This window comes from Streptomyces albidoflavus (genome assembly GCF_000719955.1).
Classification (GTDB): Bacteria; Actinomycetota; Actinomycetes; order Streptomycetales; family Streptomycetaceae; genus Streptomyces; species Streptomyces albidoflavus.
On record NZ_JOII01000018.1, the window covers coordinates 29939 to 53092 of the forward strand.

The 23154-nt window shown below is 74.1% G+C and carries 14 protein-coding genes; 6 read left to right on the top strand and 8 right to left on the bottom strand.

Annotation, left to right across the window (positions count from 1 at the left end):
• Positions 1–265: 265 nt before the first annotated feature.
• From IF45_RS0119465 to IF45_RS0119490, 6 genes are all read left to right on the top strand, one after another.
• Complete coding sequence (locus IF45_RS0119465) at positions 266–3178, top strand: helix-turn-helix transcriptional regulator (protein ID WP_037638260.1); 2913 nt, start codon at positions 266–268, stop codon at positions 3176–3178.
• 58 nt (positions 3179–3236) lie between these two features.
• Positions 3237–6266 (top strand): helix-turn-helix transcriptional regulator, encoded by a 3030-nt coding sequence (locus tag IF45_RS0119470; RefSeq protein ID WP_023420840.1) that lies wholly within the window; start codon positions 3237–3239, stop codon positions 6264–6266.
• A gap of 4 nt (positions 6267–6270) precedes the next feature.
• Positions 6271–9099, top strand: coding sequence for an ATP-binding protein (locus IF45_RS0119475; RefSeq protein ID WP_008408076.1), 2829 nt, complete (start codon positions 6271–6273; stop codon positions 9097–9099).
• Positions 9100–9630: 531 nt separating this feature from the next.
• Complete coding sequence (locus IF45_RS0119480; RefSeq protein WP_008408073.1) at positions 9631–10326, top strand: PAS and helix-turn-helix domain-containing protein; 696 nt, start codon at positions 9631–9633, stop codon at positions 10324–10326.
• 112 nt (positions 10327–10438) lie between these two features.
• Positions 10439–11212 (top strand): aminotransferase class IV family protein, encoded by a 774-nt coding sequence (locus IF45_RS0119485; RefSeq protein WP_003946516.1) that lies wholly within the window; start codon positions 10439–10441, stop codon positions 11210–11212.
• Between the two features lie 472 nt (positions 11213–11684).
• Positions 11685–12902: an FAD-dependent monooxygenase gene (locus tag IF45_RS0119490; RefSeq protein ID WP_003946515.1), complete on the top strand. Its 1218-nt coding sequence runs from the start codon at positions 11685–11687 to the stop codon at positions 12900–12902.
• A gap of 87 nt (positions 12903–12989) precedes the next feature.
• Here the strand turns inward: IF45_RS0119490 and IF45_RS0119495 are convergent, their stop codons facing one another.
• The 8 genes from IF45_RS0119495 to IF45_RS0119530 form a co-directional block, all read right to left on the bottom strand.
• Positions 12990–13718, bottom strand: a complete 729-nt coding sequence (locus tag IF45_RS0119495; protein WP_010639257.1) for an ABC transporter ATP-binding protein — start codon at positions 13716–13718, stop codon at positions 12990–12992.
• A gap of 7 nt (positions 13719–13725) precedes the next feature.
• The gene (locus IF45_RS0119500) at positions 13726–14526 is read right to left on the bottom strand and encodes an ABC transporter ATP-binding protein (protein ID WP_015508331.1); all 801 of its coding nucleotides are present in this window, start codon (positions 14524–14526) and stop codon (positions 13726–13728) included.
• Complete coding sequence (locus IF45_RS0119505) at positions 14523–16565, bottom strand: ABC transporter permease (protein WP_030308618.1); 2043 nt, start codon at positions 16563–16565, stop codon at positions 14523–14525. Before IF45_RS0119505 ends, IF45_RS0119500 begins: the two co-directional genes overlap by 4 nt.
• Position 16566: 1 nt before the next feature.
• On the bottom strand, positions 16567–17766 hold the full coding sequence (locus tag IF45_RS0119510; protein WP_008405868.1) for an ABC transporter substrate-binding protein: 1200 nt from the start codon (positions 17764–17766) through the stop codon (positions 16567–16569).
• Between the two features lie 104 nt (positions 17767–17870).
• Positions 17871–18275, bottom strand: coding sequence for a roadblock/LC7 domain-containing protein (locus IF45_RS0119515; RefSeq protein WP_008405866.1), 405 nt, complete (start codon positions 18273–18275; stop codon positions 17871–17873).
• Complete coding sequence (locus tag IF45_RS0119520) at positions 18275–20584, bottom strand: sensor histidine kinase (protein ID WP_030308621.1); 2310 nt, start codon at positions 20582–20584, stop codon at positions 18275–18277. Before IF45_RS0119520 ends, IF45_RS0119515 begins: the two co-directional genes overlap by 1 nt.
• A gap of 888 nt (positions 20585–21472) precedes the next feature.
• On the bottom strand, positions 21473–22273 hold the full coding sequence (locus IF45_RS0119525; protein ID WP_008405862.1) for an alpha/beta hydrolase family protein: 801 nt from the start codon (positions 22271–22273) through the stop codon (positions 21473–21475).
• Positions 22263–23111: a tryptophan 2,3-dioxygenase gene (locus IF45_RS0119530; protein ID WP_023420844.1), complete on the bottom strand. Its 849-nt coding sequence runs from the start codon at positions 23109–23111 to the stop codon at positions 22263–22265. Before IF45_RS0119530 ends, IF45_RS0119525 begins: the two co-directional genes overlap by 11 nt.
• Between the last annotated feature and the right edge of the window lie 43 nt (positions 23112–23154).

Below are 23154 nucleotides of genomic sequence, written 5' to 3' on the forward strand. Positions count from 1 at the left end.
TCACGCGCGGACGGGCGCGGGGCGGTGGCGGATGCCGCCCGCCGGCCGGGCCGGACAGGGGCGGCCCCGACCGCACCACCACTTGATCTCACGTCCGGCACCGGGGAAATCCTTAGATTCGGCGCCGGGCCGCTGCGCCGGCCACCCGGGTATGCGTAGATGTGGGTCCGGTGGGGCAGGTGACCGGTCCCGGGGCGCCGCCCCGGGCCGTTCCGGTCCTGCCGGGCCGCCGTCCCTGGCCCCGTCCGACGCGAGGGAGAGCCCTGTGCCTCACCGGTCCCGTGCCGTGCCCCCGGCCCCGCCCCTCGTCGGCCGGGCCCACCAGCTCGACGTCCTCGCCCGGCACGCGGACGCCGCCCGCGCGGGAAGACCCCGCCTGGTGCTCCTGGACGGCCCCGCCGGAATCGGCAAGACCGCCCTGCTGCGCGCCGCCCTGGCCGAGGACGGCCCCCTCGCCGGCATGACCACCCTGTACGGCTCCTGCCGCGCCGTCGACGTCGCCACGGGCTACAGCGGGGTCCGCGCCCTGTTCGGCGGACTCGGCCTGACCGGCCGCAAGGGCCGTACCTCGCCGCTCCTCGCCGGCGGCGCCCGGCGCGCGCTGCCTGCCCTCGCCGCCGACCCCGGGGAGCTGGACGCAGACCCCGGCAGCACCTTCTCCGTCCTCCAGGGCCTGTACTGGCTCGCGGCCAACCTCATGGCGGACGGCCCCCTGGTGCTCGTCCTCGACGACGTCCACTGGTGCGACGAGCGGTCCCTGCGCTGGCTCGACTTCCTGCTGCGCCGCGCGGACGGCCTGCCGCTGCTCGTCGTCGCCGCCCACCGCACCGGCACCGGCCTCACCGCTCCCGACGCCCTCGCCGACCTGGTCGCCCACCACCTGCCGGCCTCACTCGGGCTCGGCCCGCTGGACACCGCCGAGGTGGCGGAGCTGACCGCCCACTCCTTCCCGGAGCAGGACCCCCTGCCGTCGTTCGTCGGCCGCCTCCTCTCCGTGACCGGCGGCAGCCCGCTGGAGATCGTCCGGCTCCTGCGCGACCTGCGCTCCGCCGGACTGGGCCCCGACGACACCGGGACGGCACGCCTCGCCCAGGCCGGCGGGAAGGTCGTCGCCGCCTCCGTCCGGGGTGTGCTGGAACACCAGCCGGACTGGGTGCGCCAGGTCGCGCGTGCCGTGGCCGTGCTCGGCGACGAGGACCCGACGTACCTGGCCGCCCTCGGCAGGGTCTCCGTCGTCCACGTGGAGGAGGCCGTGGAGATCCTGCGCGACGCCGGGCTGATCCACCCCGGCCACCTGGAGCTCTCCCACGACCTGGTGCGCGCCGCGGTCCTCGACGCCGTCGGCGCGTCGGGCGTCGCCGTCCTGCGCAGACGCGCCGCCCGGCTCCTCAGCGACGTCGGACGGTCCCCCGAGGAGATCGCCACGCAGCTGCTGCTGGTCCCGGGCACCCCCGACGACTGGGCGGTCTCCGTGCTCCGGGACGCCGCCGCCCAGGCCGAACAGCGCGGCGCCTGTGAGGCCGCCGCCCGCTACCTGGAGCGCGTACGTGAGGCCGAGCCGAAGGACCCCGACGTCCTCTCCCGGCTCGGCAAGGCGCTGGCCGAGACCGACCCGGCCCGCTCGGTGACCCTGCTGCACGAGGCCCACTCCCTGACCACGGACGTCCGCGCCCGTGCCGCCACAGCGGTCCAGCTGGGCCTGACCTGCCTTGCCGTGCAGCAGTCGCCGGACGGTGCCCGGGCCCTCACCGAGGCGCTGGACGCCCTCGACGCCGAGCTGGGTCCCGAGCCCGAACCCGCCGACCGTGAACTGCGCACCCTCACGGAGTCGGCTCTGCTGATCGTAGGCTCCGACGAGAAGGCCACCCTGCCCGACATCCTGCGCCGGACCGACGGCCTCACCCCACAGCCGGGGGACACCCCCGCCCAACGTCAGCAACTCGCCATGCTGAGTGTGCTCTCCGCCGCCGAGGGCGGGGGAGCGGAGGAGACCGTGGGCCGGGCCCGCCGCGCGCTGCGCGCCCCCGGGGTTCCGCTGGGCGTCTGGTCACTGCTGCCCACCTCGCTCGCCCTGTCGCTGGCCGACGAGAACGAGGCCGCCGAGGAGGTCCTGGAGACCGTGCTGCGCGGCAGCGGCGACACCGCCGCGGTCTGGACGTACGTGCTCGCGCTCTCCACCCGGTCGCTGTTCCGCCTGGAGAACGGGGCGGTGTCGGACGCGATGGCCGACGCGCAGACCGCGCTGGAGATCCTCGGCCAGGAACGCTGGGGCGACACCGCCACGATGCCGCACACGGCGTACGCCTCCGTCCTCACCGAGCGGGGTGATCCGGGGCGCGCGCTGGAGGCGCTGGACGCCATCAAACGCCCCCACCTGGACCGTTTCGTCTGGGAGTACCACTGGTACCTGATGGCGCGTGGCCGGGCGCTTGCCGCCGACGGCGACCTGGACGGAGCCCTGGAGGTCTTCGGGTCCTGCGGCGCCTCGATGGCGGAGGCCGGACTCACCAACCCGGTCCTCGCGCCGTGGTGGCTGGAGACGGCCTGTCTGCTGGGCGAGGCCGGACGTGGCGAGGAGGCGGGGCGGGCCGCCGCGCACGGCACCCGGCTCGCGGAACGCTGGGGCACCCGCCGTGCCCTGGGGTACGCCGCGCTCGCCCGGGGCGCGGCGGCGCGCGGCACGGCGCGCACCGGGGCGCTGCGGGAGGCGGTCGCCCTGCTGGCGGACTCGCCCGCGCGGAGCGGGCACGCCCGCGGCCTGTTGCTGCTGGGACGCGCCCTGGTGGAGGACGGGGCCGTGCGGGAGGGCCGGGAGCATCTACGGGAGGCCGTCGGGCTGGCCCGGCGGTGCGGGTGCGTCGCCCTCGCCCGGCGCGCCCGCGACGAGCTGATCGCGGCCGGCGGGCGGATGCGCGAGGTCACCGCCTCACCGCTGGACATGCTCACCGGCACCGAGCGCACCGTGGCCGGGCTGGTCGCCTCGGGCGCCGGCAACCGCGAAGTGGCGGAATCCCTCTTCGTCACCGTGCGGACCGTGGAACTCCACCTCACCAGCGTCTACCGGAAACTGGGAGTCGCCCGCCGGGCCGATCTGACCGAGGCCCTGCGCGAGGCCGGCGCCACCGCCCGGCCGGCTGCGGAGAGGCGGCCGGGACATGCGAAGCGGAGAAATCCATAGGAAGAACAGTGGGTTACAGACGCCCACCTGCTGCACTGCGCAAATGTATGATCTTCACATGCCGCCCATCGAGCTCCCGCTCCTGGAGCGCGACCGCGAACTGGCCGCCCTCTCCGCCGTCATCGGCGAGCTCGGATCCGGCCGTCCCGCGGTGGTGACGGTGACCGGAGAACCGGGGCTCGGCCAGAACGATCTGCTGCGCTGGGCGGCCGCGTACGCCACCGACGCCGGACTGCGCGTCCTCAGCGCCCACGCCACCCCCGCCGAACACGAGGTGCGGTACGGCGTGGTGGCCCAGCTCCTCGCGGAGGAGAACCGCGCACTCGCCCCGCGCCTCTTCCTCACCGACGAGCAGCCCGGCGGGCTGCCGGGCCTCAACGGCCTGCTCAGCGCCGTCCGCGACCGGCCCACCCTGCTCGTGGTACGCGACACCCAGTGGCTCGACCCGGCCTCCCTGCGCTGGCTGGAAGCCCTCGCCCGGCGGCTGCCCCGCGCCCCGGTCGCCCTGCTCACCAGCACCACCGGCACCGCCCTGACCCGGCCCGAGTGGAGCGTCGGCACCCCCCTGACCGGACTGGCCACCACCATCGAGCTGGCGCTGCCGCCCCTCACCTCCGGCGGCACCGCCACCGCCGTCCTGCGGGCCTTCGGCGCCCCGGGGGACCCCGCCTTCACCGAGGCCCTCGCCGAGGCGACCCGGGGCATCCCGGCCGTCGTCCACGACGTGCTGGACCGTTTCGCCCGCGCGGGGCACAGTCCCCGGGCCGACCGGATCGACCCCCTGCGCGCCCTGACCGCGGAGGTCGTCGGCGACCACGCCACCCGCGCCCTCAGCGACCTGCGCGACCCGGCCGCCGTCGACGCCCTGCGCGCCCTCGCCGTCTGCGGCGACCTCCTCGACTTCCCCCTCGTCTGCACGCTCGCCGGACCGCACTCCGTCTCCGAGTCCCGCCTGCGCGCCGCCCTGGCGGCCAGCGGCCTGACCACCCTGCGCGACGGCCACCCCCGGGTCCAGGACGCCGTCGTACGCGCCCGCGTCCTGGAGGAGATGCCCGCAGCGGACCGGGCCGAGCTGTACGCACGCGCCGCCGGGCTCGCCCAGCGCGTCGCCGCCGACGACCAGGGCATAGCCGACCTGCTGCTGCTGGCCCGCCCCGTCGGCGACCCCTGGGCCGTCGACACCCTGCGGCGGGGCTTCACCTCCGCGCTGCGCGGCAGCCGCCGCGACCTCGCCGTCGCCTACCTCGCACGCGCCCTGGACGAACCAATGGCCGCCGAGGACCGCGCCCGGATCGAGTTCCAGCTGGCCTCCGTGGAGATGGTCACCGCCCCCACGGCCGCCGAACGCCGCCTGGGCGGGCTCATCCGGGCCACCCGGCCCGGCCCCGGCGCCGGACTGCGGGCCCGCGCCACCGACCTGTGCCTCCTCGGCGGAGACACCCGCGCGGCCCGCCACGCCCTCGCCGGAGCCATCGACTCGGCCCCGGCCGCCCCCGAACCACGACGTGGCCCGACCGGCGCCCCGGCCCTCCCGCCCGAGGCGAAGCCCCCCTCGACTCCCCGCACCCACCTCGTCCCTCACCGCCCCTACGCGGGCACCCCGCCCGGCGCCACCGGGCCGGGCGGTAGAAGATCCGCCGCGCCGGGCCTTCCCGGCACCCCCCGCGCCCACGACGCCCCCCGCTCGCCCGGCCCCGAGGCCGCAGGACGACCGGACACCGCCGGACCGGACGAGGACCCGGCCGTCGCCGAACGGCACGAACTGACCGTCCTGTGCCGCGTCGCCTCCTTCCTCCGCCACGACGACGCCGACCTCGACGTCCTCCCCGTCCCCGCCCTGCCCGACGCGGTGCACAACCCGGCCGTCGCGGGGGTCTGGGCCTGGGAACACGGCGTGGCCGGCGTCCACCGCGAGGAAGTACGCAGACTCGCCCGCTCCGCCTTCGTCCCCGCCGCCACCGGCCGCCCGCTCCTCGTCGTACCCCGGCTGCTCGGCTGCCGCGCCCTCCTGCTCACCGACGACGGCGACGAGGCGGAGAACCACCTCGGTGCCCTGCTCGACGAGTCCCACCGGGAGCGCGCGGCGATCTCGGTCGCCCACATCCTCACCGTCCGCGCCGAGCTGCACATCCGCCACGGCCGCCCCGACGCCGCCGCCCGTGACCTGGCCGCCGCCCAGGCGGAACTCCCGCTGGACCGCCTCCACCCGCTCTTCCTCCCGTACTGGCTCGCCCTGAGCATGATCACCGATCTGCAGAACGGCCACACCGAACGGGCCCGCGAGACCGCCGCCCGGCCGCTGCCGCCGCTCGCCCACGAGAGCGCCACCACCGCCCAACTGCTCTTCGCCCGGGGGGTGCTGGCCCGCACGGACGACGAGCCCCACCAGGCCAGGGAACACTTCCGCGCCTGCGGTCGCTGGCTCCTGCGGCACGGCTGCGCCAACCCCGCCGTCCAGCCCTGGCGCTCCCTCGCCGCCGAGGCCGCCCACACCCTCGGCGACACCGAGGAGGCCGCCAGGCTGGTCGACGAGGAAGTCCGCCTCGCCCGCCGCTGGGGCGCCGCCGCCCCGCTCGGCCGCGCCCAGCTCAGCCTCGCCGTCGTCACCGAGGAGAACCGGGTCGAAAACCTCCGCGCCGCCGTCACCACCCTCAGCGCGGCATCGGCCCGCACCGCCTACACCCGGGCCGTCATCGAACTGGCCGCCGCCGAACGCGAGGAGAACGAGCGCCGGACCGCCGTCGCCCTCGGCCCGGCCGCCACGGTGCTCCCGCCGGTCGCCCCACCCCCCGGTCCGCACGTCCCCTCCGCGGCGGCCAGGCCCCCCGGCCCGCGCCCGGCGGTGCTGACCGGCCGGCGGACCGCGAAGGCCCCGGGCCACGACGCGGCCGTCTGGCACGGCCTGACCACCGTCGAACGGGAGACCGCGGCCCTCGCAGCCCAGGGCCTGGGCAACCGGGAGATCGCCACGGAACTCGCCGTGACCACGCGCGCCGTGGAGCTGCGCCTCAGCGGCGTCTACCGCAAACTCCGCATCCGCGGACGTGAGGAACTGCGCGCACTCGTACAAGAAGCGGAGGGCAGCTGATCGCATGTTGCTGGAGCGCACCACCGAGATCGCCCTGGTCGACGCCGCCCTGGGCGCCGCGACCGAAGGCAGGTCCTCCCTCGTCCTCCTCACCGGCCCCCTCGGCATCGGCCGCTCCGCCCTCCTGCAGCGGCTGTCCTGCCTGGCCGACGACCGGGACGACGTCCGGGTGCTGCGGGCCCACGCGGCCCCCATGGAACAGGACTTCGCCTTCGGAGTCGTACGGCAGCTCTTCGAGACGCTGCTCGGCGACTCGCCCGAGGACGCCCGGGACCGCTGGATGGACGCGCACGCCTCCTTCGCCCGCCACGTCCTGGCCGACGACGCCGCACCGCCCGGGGCCGACCAGGCCATCGCCGCCACCGAGGCCGTGCTGCACGGACTGCTCTCGCTGCTCGCCAACGTGAGTGCCGACAGCCGCCTGCTCATCCTCGTCGACGACCTGCAGTGGTCCGACGTGCCCTCGCTGCGCTGGCTCACCTACCTCGCCAAGCGGCTGCACGGACTGCGGGCCGTCGTCGTCTGCGCCCTGCGCGACGGGGACCCCCGCAGCCACCACACCCTCGTCCGCGAGATCCGCGAGGCGGCCACCCAGACCCTGCGCCCCGCCTCCCTCAGCCTGACGGCCACCCACGAGCTGGTCCGGGAGCACTTCGGCGAGTCGGGCGACGACGAGTTCGTCCAGGCCTGCCACGAGGCGTCCGTCGGCAACCCGCTCTTCCTGCTGTCGATCCTCGTCGGCACCGGCTTCCTCGGCCGCCGCCCGCTCGCCGAACACGCCGAGACCGCACGCCGGCTGCGCCCTTCCCAACTGCGCGAACGGCTCGCCAGCATCCTGCGCACCCAGCCGGCCCCGGTCCGCGACCTCGCCGCCGCCATCGCCATCCTCGGCGAACAGAGCGACGCGCCCACCCTGGCCCGGCTGGCCGGGCTCGACTCGATCGGCTACGCGGGGGCCCTGCGCGCGCTCGGCGCGCTCGGCGCCCTCGCCGCCCCCGACGAACCGCGCTTCATCCACCGGTCCGTCCGCGACGCCGCCGAGTCCACCCTCACCATGGTCCAGCGGGAGCGGATGCACGACGAGGCCGCCGCCCTCCTCTACGCCGCCGGCTCCCCGGCCGAACAGGTCGCCGCCCAGCTCATGGCCGTCGTCACCCGGCGCCAGCCGTGGGCCGTCGACGTGCTGCGCGCCGCCGCCGACACCGCGCTGCGCCGCGGCGCCCCCGACACCGCCGCCGGCTACCTGTGCCGCGCCCTGCTGGACAGCCCCGCGGCCGGCGTCGGCCGCGGCCGCCTCCTCGTCGAACTGGGCACCGCGGAGAGAGGGTTCGACCCCCTCGCCTGCGAACGCCACATCGCCCAGGCCATGACCCTGCTCCCCGAACCCCGGGACCGGGCCGTCGCCGCCCTGCGCATCTCCCCGACCGCGCTGGGCCCCGCCCCGCTCACCGCCGTCGACCTGCTGCGCCAGGCCGCCGAGGACCTCGGACCCGCCGACGGGCTCACCGGCACCGACCGCGATCTCGCGCTCCGTCTGGAAGCCAGGCTGCGCCACTGCGGCCACGAGGACCCCCACGAACTCGCCGCCTCCGCGCACCGGTTGAAGGAACTGGGCCCCGAGCCCCCGGTGGACACCGGAGGCGAGCGGGAGCTGACGATCGCGCTGCTCGGTGCCGCGACCCTCGGCTGTCACCTGCCCGCCTCCGAGGTGGTGCGCCTCGCCGGGCGCGTCCTGGACCGCGAGCCCGCCACCTCCGCCCGCATCCACTCCACCCTCCCGCTGGCGATCATCACGATGATCGCCGCCGACTCGGTGGAGGCCGTCGACTCCTGGCTCGCCGTCGAGCACCGTGCCAACGAGCGGGGTACCACCCCCGCCAACGCCCTGGTCCACATCGAGCAGGCCCTCGTCCACCTCGGGCGCGGCCGGCTCGCCCAGGCCCGCGAGCAGTCCGAGACGGCCCTCGGGATGACGGAGCCCGCCCATCAGGGCCTGGACACCGCGGCGACGATGACGCACGCGATCGTCGCGCTGGAGTCCCGCGACCCCTCGCTCGCCGAGAAGGTGCTGCGGCGCGCGAGCCGCATCCGGCCGCAGGGTCTGACCCTCACCGGGATCCTGCGCCTGCTGGAGGCCACCCGGGAGATCGCCGCGGGCGACCAGACCGGGGCCCTCGACTCGCTGCACTCCTGCGGCCGCCAGCTCGAAGCCGCCGGCTGGCACAACCCGGTGCTCTTCCCCTGGCGCCCCTGGGCCGTCGGCGTCCACCGCCGCCTGGGTGACATCCGCACCGCCCGGAGCCTCGCCGAGGAGGAGTACGCGCGGGCCGAGCAGTGGGGCGCCCCCGTCGGGGTGGGCCGCGCGCTGCGGCTGCTCGGCCGCCTGGAGGACGGCGGCCGGGGCATCGGCCTGCTGCGCGAGGCCGTCACCGTGCTGCGTGGCTCCGCCAACCAGCTCGAACTGGCCCGCGCCCTGTCCACCCTCGCCGAACGCCTGGGCGGCGGCGCCGAGACCGAGGCGCTCGCCCGGGAGGCCGCCACCCTGGCCACCTCGTGCGGCGCCCCCGGGCTGGCCGAACGAGCGGCCCGGGGTGCCGGTCATCGCTCCGGCCCGCCGGCCACGCCGGAGGACGTGCTCACCCCGACCGAGCGCCGCGTGGTGGGGCTGGCCTGCCGGGGGCTGACCAACCAGGAGATCGCCGGCGCCCTCGGGGTCAGCTCGCGCGCCGTGGAGAAGCACCTGACCCACGCCTACCGGCGGCTGGGCATCTCCGGCCGCCGGGAACTGATCGTCCTCTTCTCCCGCGCGGAATACGCGGGCACCGCCGACTGATACGCGCCGAGGGAAACGCCCGGGCTCCTTCCGCCGCATATTCGCGGAAGGACCCCGGGCGTCCTTGTTTTCCGGCCATGGTGCGGCCAGGACATCCGGCGTCCCCCAGAATGTCGTTTGCGCCCCGGGCCGGGAAATCTGGATGAACGTTCGTCACCATTTCCGCGGTGTGCGGGACCACGGTGCGGGGACGGCTAGGGCCGTCCGGCCCCCGGGGCGGGGAACGGCGCCCGAATTCGACCCTTCTTCGCAGGTGGACGCGGTGCGGGGCGGTGAGGTACGCACACCGAACCCTCCCCGCCCGAACCTCTTCGGTACGGGACCGTACCTACCGAAGGGGCTACCACAGTATTGGCCGGTCAGCCCTGGACCGCGTTGACCGCCGATAGCCGCTTTCGTAGGATCCAAAACATCTTCTTTCTCGTCGCTGGCCCTTACTCAAGGGCCCTGGGCGCGGTCGCCTTTTCCTGAGCGCGGGCCGCGCCACCCCACCCCCGTAATGCGAAACGATGAAAGGCTATGAGTTCCTTGATGCCCGCCACCCCCCACAGCACGCTCATGGATCCCGCGCCGGCGGCCGACCCGGCAGGCTCGCCGGAACGGGCCGCCGTTCTCGCGGACGGGTTCGACCGGGCCGGTGCCTATGTCGCCTGCCTCGACCCGTCTCTCACGATCCAGCAGGTCAACCAGGAGTTCGAGCGCCGCTTCGGCGGCTCGTCCTCCGAACTCTGCGGCAGCCGCTTCTGCGACCTCGTCCACCCGAGCGTCCAGCAGCCCCTCATGCACCAGTTCGCGCGGATGCTGGACGGCAAGCGGCACCGCTTCGCCACCGAGGTCATCGCGGTCGACCAGGAACGCACGGCGTCCACGCTGCCGCTGAACGCGCTCGCGGTACGCGGTGGCCGTACGCCCGACGTGGCCGCGATCCTCGTGGTGATGAATGCCGCGGAGGAGGAGGCCGGGGACGCGGACGTCATGGCGCCCCGCAAGAAGCTCCTCAGCGAGATCGACGCACGCATCCTGGAGGGCATAGCCGCCGGGGTCTCGACCATCCCGCTCGCCTCGCGCCTCTACCTCAGCCGCCAGGGCGTGGAGTACCACGTCACCGGGCTGCTGCGGAAGCTCAAGGTGCCCAACCGTGCCGCTCTCGTCTCCCGCGCCTACTCCATGGGCGTCCTCAAGGTCGGCACCTGGCCGCCGAAGGTCGTCGAGGACTTCATCAAGTGATCCGTACACCGTGTGCCCCGCCGGCGGCATCCCGGCCGCCGGTCCGCACCCCCGCTCGTCCCCGTCGCGCGCTCCGCGCACGGTACGGCGGTCACAGTGACAGGGTGACGTCATGATCGAACTGGACGGGGAACCCGCCGGGCCCGAGGCGCTGGCCTCGCTCGCCCTCACCAACTACGGCCACTTCACCACGCTGCTCGTCGAGAACGGCCGGGTGCGCGGGCTCGACCTCCACCTGGAACGCCTCATCCGCGACTGCCGGACCCTCTTCGACGCGGCGCTCGACCCGGACCGGGTGCGGAAGCTCGCCCGCCGGGCGGCACCGGAAGACGGCCGGGCCACCGTCCGTGTCACCGTCTTCGACCCGGCGCTGAACCTGGGGAACATCGCCGCCGACGCCCGGCCGGGCATCCTGGTGACCTCCCGGCCCGCCCCCGACAGGCCCCCCGGTCCACTGCGGGTACGTTCGGTGGTCCACCGCCGAGACCTCCCAGAGGTGAAGTCGGTCGGCCTCTGTCCCACCCTGCGGCTGCGCAGGCAGGCCCAACGGGCGGGTTACGACGACGTGCTGTTCACGGGCCCCGACGGCGACATCCTGGAGGGCGGCACCTGGAACATCGGCCTGGTGCGCGACGGCGAGGTGGTCTGGCCCGGCGGGGAGGTGCTGGCCGGCACGACCCGGCAGCTGCTGCGGCGGGCCACCGACGGTCCCACCGAACTGGTCGGCCTCGCGGACCTCGACTCCGTCGAGGCGGTCTTCGCGACCAACGCCGCCGTCGGGGTCCGTCCCGTCACCGGCATCGACGACCGTGAGTTCCCGGCGGCCCATCACTCGGTGACCCGGCTCGCGGAGATCTACCAGGCACTTCCCGGCTCCCCGCTCTGACGGGGCGGCGGCGCCGGGGCGCTCCGTTCCGCCGCTCGCGCAGGAGTCCTCGGGCGGACGGTCGATCGCCCATTTCCTCCATGCCGCCCGGCATTCGCCATTCGCCCACCCGCTCTCCTTTTCGGCAGCACCCGGACATTTCCCTGCAAGGCATGTGAGGAAAGCGGATGCGGGAAGAAATGATCTCGTGTGCATCGCGGCGTCGCGAACCGTGTGTACGGTCCGGAGAGGCCGGCCCTTCCGCGCCGGGAACGGTGAATGCGCCAGGCCCCGCGTATACGCCTGCGTCCAGGGCGGCCTGACGGACCGGCGAATGCCCTCGACATGCCCGGCACCCACCTCGATAGGGTTTCGCGGGTGTCCTCACCGCAGGAAAGGGCGGACAAGTCGGGGACGGCGGATCGCCGTTCCGACGCGCCCCTGCGGAAAAGTCCGGAAAGGGCACCAGCACGCGAAGAAGTGGAGAGTCAGTATGCGTGGAGGCAGTGTCGCCGTCGTCGGCGGCAGTATCGCGGGATGCGCCGCCGCATTGGCGGCGTCGCGCGGCGGGGCGGAGAGGATCACCGTCTTCGAACGCGCCGACGCGCGACTCCGCGACAGGGGAGTGGGCATCGGTGTCCACGACGCCCGGTACGCCGAACTGCGCGACGCCGGTTACATGGCGGACGAGATGCCGTGGGCGCCGCTGAACCGCAGGGTGTGGAGCGTGCGCGACGGCGACGCCGAGCACGGCAGAGCCATCGGCACCCAGCCGTTCCCCTTCCGGGCCTACAACTGGGGTTCGCTGTGGAGCGAGTTGCGCCGCCGGGTGCCCGAGACCGCCACCTACCGGGCCGGCGCCAAGGTGGAAGCGGTGGAGCAGGACGCCGACGGGGTCACGGTACGTCTCGCCGACGGCGAGCCGGAACGCTTCGACCTGGTCATAGGCGCCGACGGCTACCGCTCCGTGGTCCGTGAGGCCATGTACCCGGGCACCGGCGCCGCGTACGCCGGCTACATCGGCTGGCGCGGGACCTCCCCGGACGTCTCCGGTCTTCCCTCGGACGGGCTCGACGCGCACAACATCACCTTCCCCGGCGGCCACTGCATGGCCTACCGCATCCCGGACGGCTCCGGCGGCCACCGCCTCAACTGGGTGCTCTACACGGCACCCCCGCGGATCGACGGCCTCCACCCCGACCTGCGGACCCCCACGTCCCTGCCGCCGGGCCGGCTCAACGCGGAACTGACGGAGCACCTGCGCGCCCTGGTGGCAGAGCACTTCCCGCCCTTCTGGGCCGCCAAGCTCCTCTCCACCCCGGCCGAGACCACCTTCATCCAGCCCATCTACGACCTGGACGTGCCGCACTACGCCACCGACCGGATGGTGCTCATCGGGGACGCCGCGAGCGTGGCCCGGCCGCACCTCGGCGCAGGCAGTGTGAAGGCACTCCAGGACGCCACCGCGCTGGAAGCCGCCTGGGTGGCCGGGGAGAGCTGGAAGGAGATCCTGGAGGGGTACCACGCGGCTCGGGGTCCCGTCGGCACGGCCATGGTGGGACTCGCCCGCCGGATGGGCAGTGCCCAGGTCGAGGAGACCCCCGACTGGTCCGCGATGGGCCAGGCCGAGTTCGACGCGTGGTGGCAGGAGCAGAACAACGGCTCCGACCGGCGCAGCGGCTTCGGCGGACACAGCCTGAAGTCCAGCTGACCGAGGGCGTCGTACGTGAGGGGCGGCGGCCGGAGTCCGGCCGCCGCCCCTCACGTGTGCGCGGGCACCCGGGCCCCGTCCGGCGTCTCAGCCCTTCGCCGGGGCCAGTTCGAGCGCGGCGTTCAGCGCCGTGGGGTCGGCACGTGCCTGGTCGCCGTCCGAGCGCAGGACCGCCCGCCCCGAGGTGAGCACCGTGAGACGGTCGGCGCAGCGGATCGCCTGCGCCGGACTCGGGGAGACCAGCAGGACCGCGATCCCCTCCCCGGCCAAGGTGGTGACCAGGTCGTACACCTGCTGGACCAGGGCGGGGGCCAGGCCCTCGGTCGGCTCGTCCAGGAGCAGCACGCTCGGCGAGGCCAGCAGGGCTCGCGCCAGCGCCAGCATCTGCTGCTCACCGCCGGACAGGCTGGCACCGCGGTGGCCGCGCCGCTCGCCGAGCCGGGGCAGCAGCTCCAGGACCCGCGCGGGCGTCCACACGCTGGGGCGCGAGGCGCCGCCGGAGGGCGGCGGGCGGTGGGAGAGCCGCAGGTGCTCGGCGACCGTGAGCCCCGCGAACACCCTGCGGCCCTGCGGCACCAGGCCGATCCCCGCACGGGCGATCCGGTGCGCGGGCAGCCCCGTCACGTCCCGGCCGCCGAGCCGCACGGTGCCGGAGCCCGGACGCAGCAGACCCGCCACGGAGTGGACGAGGGTCGTCTTGCCCGCGCCGTTGTGCCCCACGACCGCGTGCACCGTGCCGGCGGGGACCGAGAGGTCGAGCCCGTGCAGCACGGTGCCGCCGTGGTAGCCCGCGGTCAGGCCGGTCACTTCGAGCATGGCGTGGTCACCTTCCGGTCTTCGGGTCGGGCGCGGTCCCGGTGACGGTGCCGCGGTAGGCGTCGCGGACCGACGGGTGGGCGAGCGCCTCCCCGGTCGGCGCGGTGACCAGGACGCGTCCGGCCGCCAGGACGGTCACCGTCCGCGCGAAGTGCGCGACGACCTCGACGTGGTGCTCGACGAGGATCACCGCGACGCTCTGCGGCAGGGAGTCGAGGAGGGTGAGCAGCCGCCCGATGTCGCCGTCGGTCAGCCCGGCCGCCGGCTCGTCCAGGAGCAGCAGCCGGGGCTCGCCCGCCAGCGCGGCGGCCAGGTCGAGCATGCGCCGCTGCCCGTGGGAGAGCCGGGAGGCCGGCCAGTGCGCGGCGTCGGCCAGCCCGACGGCCTCCAGGTGGGAGCCGGCCGCCGCCGCCCGCTCCCGCAGGCGCGCGGGCCGGCGCCACGCCGCACCGAGGCCGCCGTGCGGCCAGCCCGCCAGCACGACGTTGTCCAGCACGGTCAACGCGCCGATCACCGTGGGCTGCTGGAAGCTCCGGGCGATGCCGGCGCGGCTGCGCCGGGCGGTGCTCGTCCGCGTGACGTCCGCCCCGCCCAGCACGATCGAGCCCCGGTCGGGGCGGTCGGTTCCCGCGATCAGGTTGAGCAGGGTGGTCTTGCCGGCGCCGTTCGGTCCGATGACGGCGTGCCGGGCCCCCGGAGGGAGCCGCAGGCTCACGTCGTCGACGGCGGTGAGGCTGCCGAACGCGCGGGTGACACCGGTCAGTTCCAGCGCCGTCCCGGTGGGGGCGGCGGTCGTCGTGGGCGTCATGGGCCGGCCTTTCCGACAGGGCTCGGAGCAGGAGCGGGGGAGGGCGCGGACACCACAGGTGGCTCGTCCCGGGGGCCGGGAGAGGCGGTTGTGGTCTCCTCCTCGCCGGAGGTGCCGCGCAGCCCGGCCAGGCCCCGGGGCAGGAGGTACACGGCCGCGACGAACAGCACCCCGAGCAGCAGCGGCCCGTGGCCGGGCCACGCGCCGGCCACCCAGTCCCGGGTGGCGACGATGAGCCCGGCGCCGAAGAGCGCGCCGACCACGGAGGTCGTCCCGCCGATGACCGCCGCCAGCAGTGCGAAGGCCGCGATCTCGAAGCCCACGTCGGCCGGGGAGAGGTACTGCTGGACGGTGACCATCACCGAACCGCCGACGCCCGCCAGCGCCCCGGCACCGATGTAGGCCACCAGCAGGTAGCGCCACACCGGGTGCCCGGAGGCGCGCATCCGCGCCTCCGCCCCGCGCGCCCCGGTCAGCAGCTTCCCCGCCGGGGAGCGGAGCACCAGGAGCGTGGCGGCGACCGCGACGGCCGCCACGACGAGCGCGTAGGTGTACAGCTCGCTCTCCTCGAACAGGTCCTCCCCGCCCCAGAGCGCCTGCGTGGCCGGGAAGCCGACGAGGCCGTCGGCGCCGCCCGTGACGGACTTGAGCTGGTTGACGGCGGCGCTCGTCAGCTCGCCGACGGCCAGCGTGATCATGAGCACGGTCGTGCCGCGGGCCCGGATCACGGCGGGCCCGGTGACGGCGGAGAACACCGCGGCGGCGAGCGCCGAGAGCAGGATCTGCACGGGGCCCACGGTCCAGCCGGCGGCCGCCAGATTGGCCGTCGTGTACGCGCCGACGGCGAAGGGCGCGGTCTGGCCCAGCGTCGGCAGCCCCGCGTAGCCGGTGAGGACGGTGACGCTGACGGCGAGCAGCCCCAGCGCCAGCGCCGACCCGGCCAGCGAGATGGTGTACGCGTCGAGCAGCCCCGGCAGGGCCACCAGCGCCACGCACAGGACGAGCAGGGGTGCCGCCCGCCGCCAGGCGGCGCCGGACGGAAGTCGGCCACGCCCCGGCGGCGACGCCGACCGGGTCTTCGGCCGGGCGGAGCGCATCACCCGGCGCAGGCCTGCGCCGACGCGGCCGACGAGCCGGCCCAGCGGGTCCGGGACGGGTCCGTCCGTGCTGTGCCCGGTGGCCGGTTCCGCGAACCGGGAACGCAGCACCAGCACCGCCGCCATCGCGGCGAACAGCAGGTACGGGGCGAGGCCCGGTGCCACGGAGACCCCGAGCGTCTGGACCTCGCCGACGCCGATCGCCGCGAAGAAGGTCGCCCACAGCGAGCGCAGGCCGCCCAGGACGACCACCACGAGGGAGAGCATCAGCACGGTCTCAGCGGTACCGGGGCCGGGGCCGATGATCGGGGCTCCCAGGACCCCCGCGGCCCCGGCCAGCGCGCCCGCCGCGGCGAGCACCCCGAGGTGCACCGTCCGCGGGCTGTACCCGGTGGCCGCCAGCATCTGCGGGTCGTCCGCGGCGGCACGCACCGCCGCGCCCACCCGGGTGCGGACCAGCACCCAGGTGCCGAACGCCGCCAGGAGCACCGCCATCACGATGAAGCAGAGCCGGTAGGCCGGGTAGCGGTGGCCCAGCAGCGACACCGAGGTGTCCAGGGCCGCCGGTACGCGTACCGGCAGGTCGTCCGCCCCGAAGAACTGGATGAGCAGGTCACCGCCGATCAGGGCGAGACCGAAGGTCAGAAGTGCCTGGGCGAGATGCCCGCGCCGCGCCAGCGGGAACGAGGCCGCGGACAGCCCCGCCCCCACCAGGCAGGCGGCAGTGGTCCCGGCGGCCAGCCCGAGGAGAAGGCCGCCCCACGTCCCGTCGCTCAACTCGGCCCCCGTGTAGGCGCCGACCGCGTACAGCATGCCGTGGGAGAGGTTCAGCACGCCTGCGGTGCCGAAGGCGAGACTGAGCCCGGAGGCGACCACGAACAGCAGCAGCCCGTAGGCCACCCCGTCCACGGCCGGAACGAGATGAGCGTCGAGGAGTCCCATGTCAGCCGCCGAGTGTCGCCAGGTCCTCGACCATGACGTTGGCCAGCTGGTCACCGTCCTTGCGGACCTGACGCAGGTACCAGGTCTGCACGGGGGCGTGCTCCTTCGCGCCGAACTCCCAGGCGCCGCGCGGGCTGTCGATCTGGCCCAGACCGTCGATGGCCTTGTTGACGGTCTGCGGGGTCACCTCGCCGTCCTTGGCGGCGTCCGCGACCGCCTTGTCCAGCACGGCCGCCGCGTCGTACGAGGACATGGCGTAGGTGGTGGGCTGGGAGTCGTGCTTGGCGGTCCAGTCGGCGACGAACTTGCGGTTGGCGTCGTTGTCCAGGTCGGCCGAGTAGTTGAGGACCGAGTAGATGTCCTTCGCCGCGTCGCCCTGGGCCTGGAGCACGCTGCCCTCGGTGACGAACGCGGTGTAGAGCGGCAGATGGGCGATGTCGGACTGCGCGTACTGCTTGGCGAAGTCGATCGCGGCCTTGCCGGCGTAGAAGCAGTAGACCGCCTTGGCGTCCGTCTTGGCGATCTCCGCGAAGTACGGCATGAAGTTCGTGGTCTTCGGGAAGGGCGTCCAGGTGGTCTTGCCGCTGGGGTTGGCGAGCTTGCCCTTCACCCGCTTGAACTCGTCGGTGAAGCCGCGCAGTTCGTCGTAGCCGCCCTGGTAGTCCGGTCCGATCGCGTAGACCGGGCCGTCCACCTTCTCCTTGATGTACGGGGCGATCGCCCTGCCCGGCTCGTCGGACATGAAGCTCGTCGTCCAGATGTACTCGAGGTCCTTGACGGGCGGCCGGGCGTTGGACCCCAGGAAGGGGATCTTGGCCTGCTCGACCAGGGGCAGGACGGCGTTGACCGAGCCGCCGCTGACGAAGCCGGTCAACACGTCGACCTTGTCCTTCTTGACCAGCTTGGTCGCCGCGGGCACGGCGGTCGGCGGGCCGTCGCCCTCGTCGGCGACGATCAGCTCGACCTCACGGCCGCCCAGCTTGTTGTCGTGCGTCTCCAGGTACAGCTCGAAACCGGCCCGCAACTCGGTGCCGACCGGCTTGTAGGTGCCGGAGAGCGAGGCGACGAGGCCGACCTTCAGCTTGCCGTCGCCGGCGTCGCCGCCACCGGAGCATCCGGTGACCGCGGCCAGGCCGAGGGCGACGGCGGCGGCGCCGAGCGCCCGGGCTCTGCGGCGGGAGGAAGAGGCGCGAAAGAACATGGAGGTACCCAATCGGGGGAAAGGGGGCGGGGGTACGAGCGGGTCGACCGGTCGGGCGGCGGCACGGGGGTGGCGCGCCGCCGCGTTCCGACGGAGCGGCCCGGTCAGCTGGAGAGCTGGGTGTGCGGGTCGCGGAGCTGCGGGGAGAGGGAGTCGCCCACCTGGTTGATCAGCTCGGCCATCATGTAGCTGACCTCGCCGATGTCGGCGTCCCGGGTGGTCGTCACCAGCAGGGAGGCGCCGGTGGAGACGGCCATGGAGAACATGTAGCCGCCCTCCATGGCGGTCAGGCTGTGCTCCACCGGGTCGGTCTCCGTGGACTGGGCGGCCGCGGACAACAGGTTCACGATGCCGGAGGCGATGGCGGCGAGCCGGTCGGCCTCGTCGCGGTCCAGACCGGCGTAGGCCAGTGCCAGACCGTCCACAGAGACGGCTATCGCCCGCGTGACCTCCGGGACGCGACCGGTGAAGTCCTGGAGGATCCAGCTCAGTTCGGTGGGTTCGTTCATCACTTGCTCCGTTCGGTGTTGCCGTCGTCGGTGGAGCGACCGCGGTGGGTCGTGCTCCTGTTGACTCCCTGCGCGTAGGCCGCCAGAACGTCGGACACCTGCCGGGAATCGCGGCGGCGGGGCGGCTTGCGGGAGCCGGTCGCCCCTGGGCGCCGCTCGGTGTTCTCGCGCTTGTTGGCCGAGGGCCACTGCTGCGGAGCGTTGCGCTTGCGGACGGGCAGACCCGACGCGCTGACCCCGGCGATCCGGTCGGCCGGCTCGCCCGCCGGGGGCGGGGGAGGCGCCGGGACGCGTTCGCGCTCGGCCACCGCGGTCGACCCGGACGGGCGGGGCGCCGACCGGCGGGCCGGCCGGGGACGGCCGCCGGCGAGCTCCGCGCCGGGTGGGGTGCCGGTCTCCCAGGGGGAGGCGGCGGTGTTCCGCTCCATCGTGACCAGCACGCCCGGGGGCAGGGTGATCTCGGCGATGGTGCCGGGGCCGGAGGAGTCACGCAGTTCCACGACGATGCCGTGCCGGGCGGCGAGCCGCGCCACCACGTGCAGGCCCATGAAGCGGACGTCGCCGACACCCGCCTGCGGCTCGCGCAGCGCGGCGTTGTGGACGGCACGGCGGTCCGGCGGGATGCCCACGCCCTCGTCCACGATCTGCACGACGGCCTGCTCGCCGAGGCGCCAGACGGTGACGCCGACCGGCGACTCGGGGGACGAGAAGCGGGTCGCGTTGTCGAGGATCTCGGCGAGGATGTGCGCCACGTCGTGCACCGCCCGCGCCGCGATGCCGACATCGGCCTCGACGACGCCGAGCGACACCCGCTCGAAGCGCTCGATCTGCTGGGCCGCGGCCATGACGACGGTGGAGCAGTCGACATCGTCGGTCCGCACCCGGCCGTGCCCGAACCCCCCCAGCACCAGGATGTTGTTGGTGTTGCGCTCCATCCGGACGGCGAGGTGGTCGAGGGCGAAGAGGGTCTTCATCCGCTCCGGGTCGGCCTCGTCGCGCTGCACCGTGTCCAGCTCCGACACCATGATGCTGGTGAGCTGGGCGCCACGGCGCGCGACCCCGACCAGCGTCTCGGCGAACTGCGCGTGGATGTGCGCCTGTTGCGCGGCCAGCCGGACGGCCTCGTGATGGACGGCGTTGAACGCCTCACCGACCTCGCCGATCTCGTCGTCACCCGTGGCCTCGACCGGATCGGCGGTCCGCTTCGCGACCTCCTCGGGAGTGGCGCCCCGCAGGGCTCCGGGCTGGGACAGCTCGCTCATCACCGCGGGCAGGCCCGTCTGGGCCACGCCACGGGCCGCGTTGCGCAGACCGTGCAGACGGCGGATCATGACGCGGCCCAGACGGAAGGCCACGACCACGGCGCCGACCAGCGTCAGCACCACCAGGACGAGTTCGCCGCCGGCCGTCCAGAACAGCAGGGTGCGCTCGGCCGAGACGGTCTCGTGGACGGAGGCGTCGACCCGCTTCTCCACCGACCGCAGCAGCTCCTGCCGGTCCGCCGAGGCCTTGATCCACTCCTTCGGGGCGACATCGATGTCCTGGTCGACACCGGTGCGGCTGATGCGGTCCTCCAGCCGGCGGGCCTCCAGTGCCTTCTCGCCGGAGAGAGTGCGCTCCAGCATGGTCCGCCACTCACCGGGGCCGAGGCCGTACAGGGCCCCGATGGACTCGGTGTAGCCGAGGCGGCTGGCGTCGAAGGTCCGTCGCGAGGCGGTGGTGAAGCCGCCCGTCGCCTGCGCGCGCATGACCGTGACCTGCTCCTGAGCCGTGTACTCGGCTGCTTCGGAGAGGGCGGCGGCGGCGCGGATCCGGTCGGCGATGTCGGCGTCGACACCGTCGGCCTGGGCGATGCCGTCCCGGTAGCCGATCAGGTCGGCGATCACGATCCGGTAGCCGAAGGCGAGCGCGGAGATGGTGCTGCTGCCCGAGCGCGCCTGGGCGCGCAGGGACACCAGCTTCTCCACGGAGCGCTCGATGCGGTCCAGCATGACCTGGGCGTTCTGCGGGACCTCGGACAGGTCCGCGATCCCCTGACGGAAGCGGGTGACGCTCCGGTCGGTCGTCTCGGAACTCTCGCGGAAGGTGTCCAGGTCTCCCTGGCCGGAGACGAGCGCGGTCGCCGCGACCCGTTCGTGCTGCAGATGCTCGGTCAACTCCGCCGCTCCGGCGGCGGCTTCGACCATGTCGGCCAGCCGGTCGGCCTGCAGCGCCTGGCTGGCCGCCGGAGCGAGGGCCAGCCCCGAGAAGGTGACGGCCACCGCCAGGGGCGCGGCCACGAGCAGGGTGAGGCGGCGATTGATTTTCACTGAACGGCTCCATCGCAGGAACCGGTGTTGAGTATCGGTGACACGCAGATACCTAGGGATGGGGGAAGTGGGGGGTGGAGCTGGCACACCGCGCGCATCGTCACAGAGAGGGCAGACGGGGCAGCGATGGCGCGGCCTGATCCTACGTGTTCGCCAGTGACCGCGGATGTACGCATTGTTGAGAATCCAGAGCACTCAAGCGCACATGATCACCCCAGTTCGATCACACGTGGGATCAGCGGTGAAACCCCGACACGGCGCCGGCGGACAGCGGTTACACGCCTGATGGGCGATTTTGCGCCCTTCGGCCGGCCCTTCGGGGCGGCTTGGCGGGTGCTGTCCGCGTGTGAGGCGCGAGAGTCAAGTCTCCGTATGTGTGGGTGATGTGATGGATCGACACCTGTCTTCACATCTGGCGCACGGGAGGCCCGCAGGACGTGGTGTGGGGCGATGAGGACGGCACGAGACCGCCTCGGACCCGTGGTTCCACCGGGCCTCGGTGCGAAAGTGCACGTGAGAGGGGCTTTACCCGCGCCGGGGGAGCCGCGGAAGGCGGCGGCGCGAGCGAGTGGGTGCGTACCCGGTGCGGCGGCACCATTAGGGAAACACTTGAAAAACATGAGAAGTGCACGGTCCGGACAGACGTGTCCCAGCCGATCGGGACGACCTCTCCGGCCTCTCGCGAGGCTCGAAATGATGGGTGGCCTGGCCCCCGGTGGCGGCTCGAAGCCAGCCAGGCACAGGTGCTGTTCGACGCGGCACAGCAGCGGACCCGGCAGCGAGGCCCCGCCCCCGGCTGCCGGGCCGCGCCCGCTCACCCGCCGCCCACGTCCCCGACCCGGTCCGCCCGCGCCACCTCGGCCGGGTCGGGAGACATCTGGCGGGCGGTCATGCGCGGGCCATCCGCCACAGTGTGTCGGCGACCTCGCGGGCCGCCGGCGCCCCTGGCTCGATGAGCGTGTAGTGCCCCGTGCCCGGCAGGACGACGGTACGCAGGTCGTGGTGGACGGCGGCGTAGTCGGAGAACTGGGTCAGCGGCACCTCCTCGTCCACCTCGCCGTGGAGCAGTACGGTCGGCACACCCGTCGTCCCCGCGCCGCTGAGCAGGGTGAGCGGGTCCACCGACGCCATGTGCGCGTCGAACCCCTCCTCGCCGCCCATCAGTTGCAGGGCGGCGTCGTCGCTCAGCCCGTCCCGGCGGGTCGCCGCGAGGTCGGTGAGCGGTGCCAGGGCGAGGACACCCGTGGGGAGCGTGGAGGTGTGCCACGGCGACCCGGGCGGCAGCAGCCCGCGGGCCGCGCACCACAGGGCCAGATGACCGCCCGAGCAGTGCCCGGCGAGGATGTACGGCCGCCCCTCGGGCAGCGTGTCCACGAGGCGGGCGACGTCGTCGAAGGTCTCGGGGTATCCCCCCGCCCCGCCGGACCTGCGGAAGCCCGGAAGCACCGTGGAGAGCCCCTGCCCGGCCAGGTAGGCGGCGAACGGCGTCAGATGCATCCGGTCGTACCGCCAGTACCCGCCGTGCAGCAGGATCACCAGCGGGGCGTCCGGGTCCTCGGCCGGCCAGGCGTCGTAGACCTGGTGCGGGTGGTCGCCGTACCGGCCGTGGTGCGGCGCCAGTACCGGCTTCAGGCTCAGGACACGCTTCTCCTCCTCCGCCGCGAACGCGGAGATGACCCTAGAGCGCACCGCGTGCCTCCCACAGCTCGGGGAAGACCACACGCCGGGCGCGCTGCTCCAGGTAGGCCACTCCGGCGGTGCCCCCGCTGCCGGGCTTGGCCCCCATGGCCCGGCGCACCACCATCAGATGGTCGAACCGCCAGCGGGCGACCAGCTCGGCGATGTCGGTCAGCGCCTCCGCGAGCCGGGCCGGTGCCTCGTACGGCGATCCGGCGTAGACGCCGCGCCACAGCTCCACCACGGCCGGGTCGGAGGTGTACGAGAGGGAGACGTCGCGTTCGCGGACGTGCGCCGGCACCGGCAGGCCCTGGCGGTGCAGGAAGCACAGGACCTCGTCGTAGAGGGACGGCTCGCGGTGGGCGTCGCGCAGCGCCTCGTGGACGGCCGGGTCCCCGCGATGGGCGTTCACCATGGACTGCGACTTCTCGCCGAGCAGGAACTCGATGTGCCGGTACATCGCCGACTGGAAACCGGAGGCCCGGCCGAACGCGGCCCGGAACCCCTCGAACTGGAGGGGCGTCAGCGCGGCGATCGGCTGCCAGGAGTCGTTGAGCGCGGAGAGGGCGCGCCGGCTGCGGACCAGGGCGTCCAGCGCGGCGGGCAGGTCGTCCTTGACCAACGCCTCACGCGCCGTGCGCCACTCGTGGACGATCAGGGTGAACCACAACTCCATCACCTGCGTGGTGACGAGGAATCCCATCTCGTCGGCGGCTTCGGTGAGGGGCTGTTGCAGGGTGTTGAGGACGGAGGCGTGGACGTACTCCTCGTACGGGCTGGCGCCGGGGAAGGGGCGGGTCAGCGCGGTGTCCTCGGCGGGATCCGCGAGAGCGGACGGGCCGTCGTTCATCGGGGCTCCTAGGGACAGACCGGTGTGGGGCGCGGGGACGGCC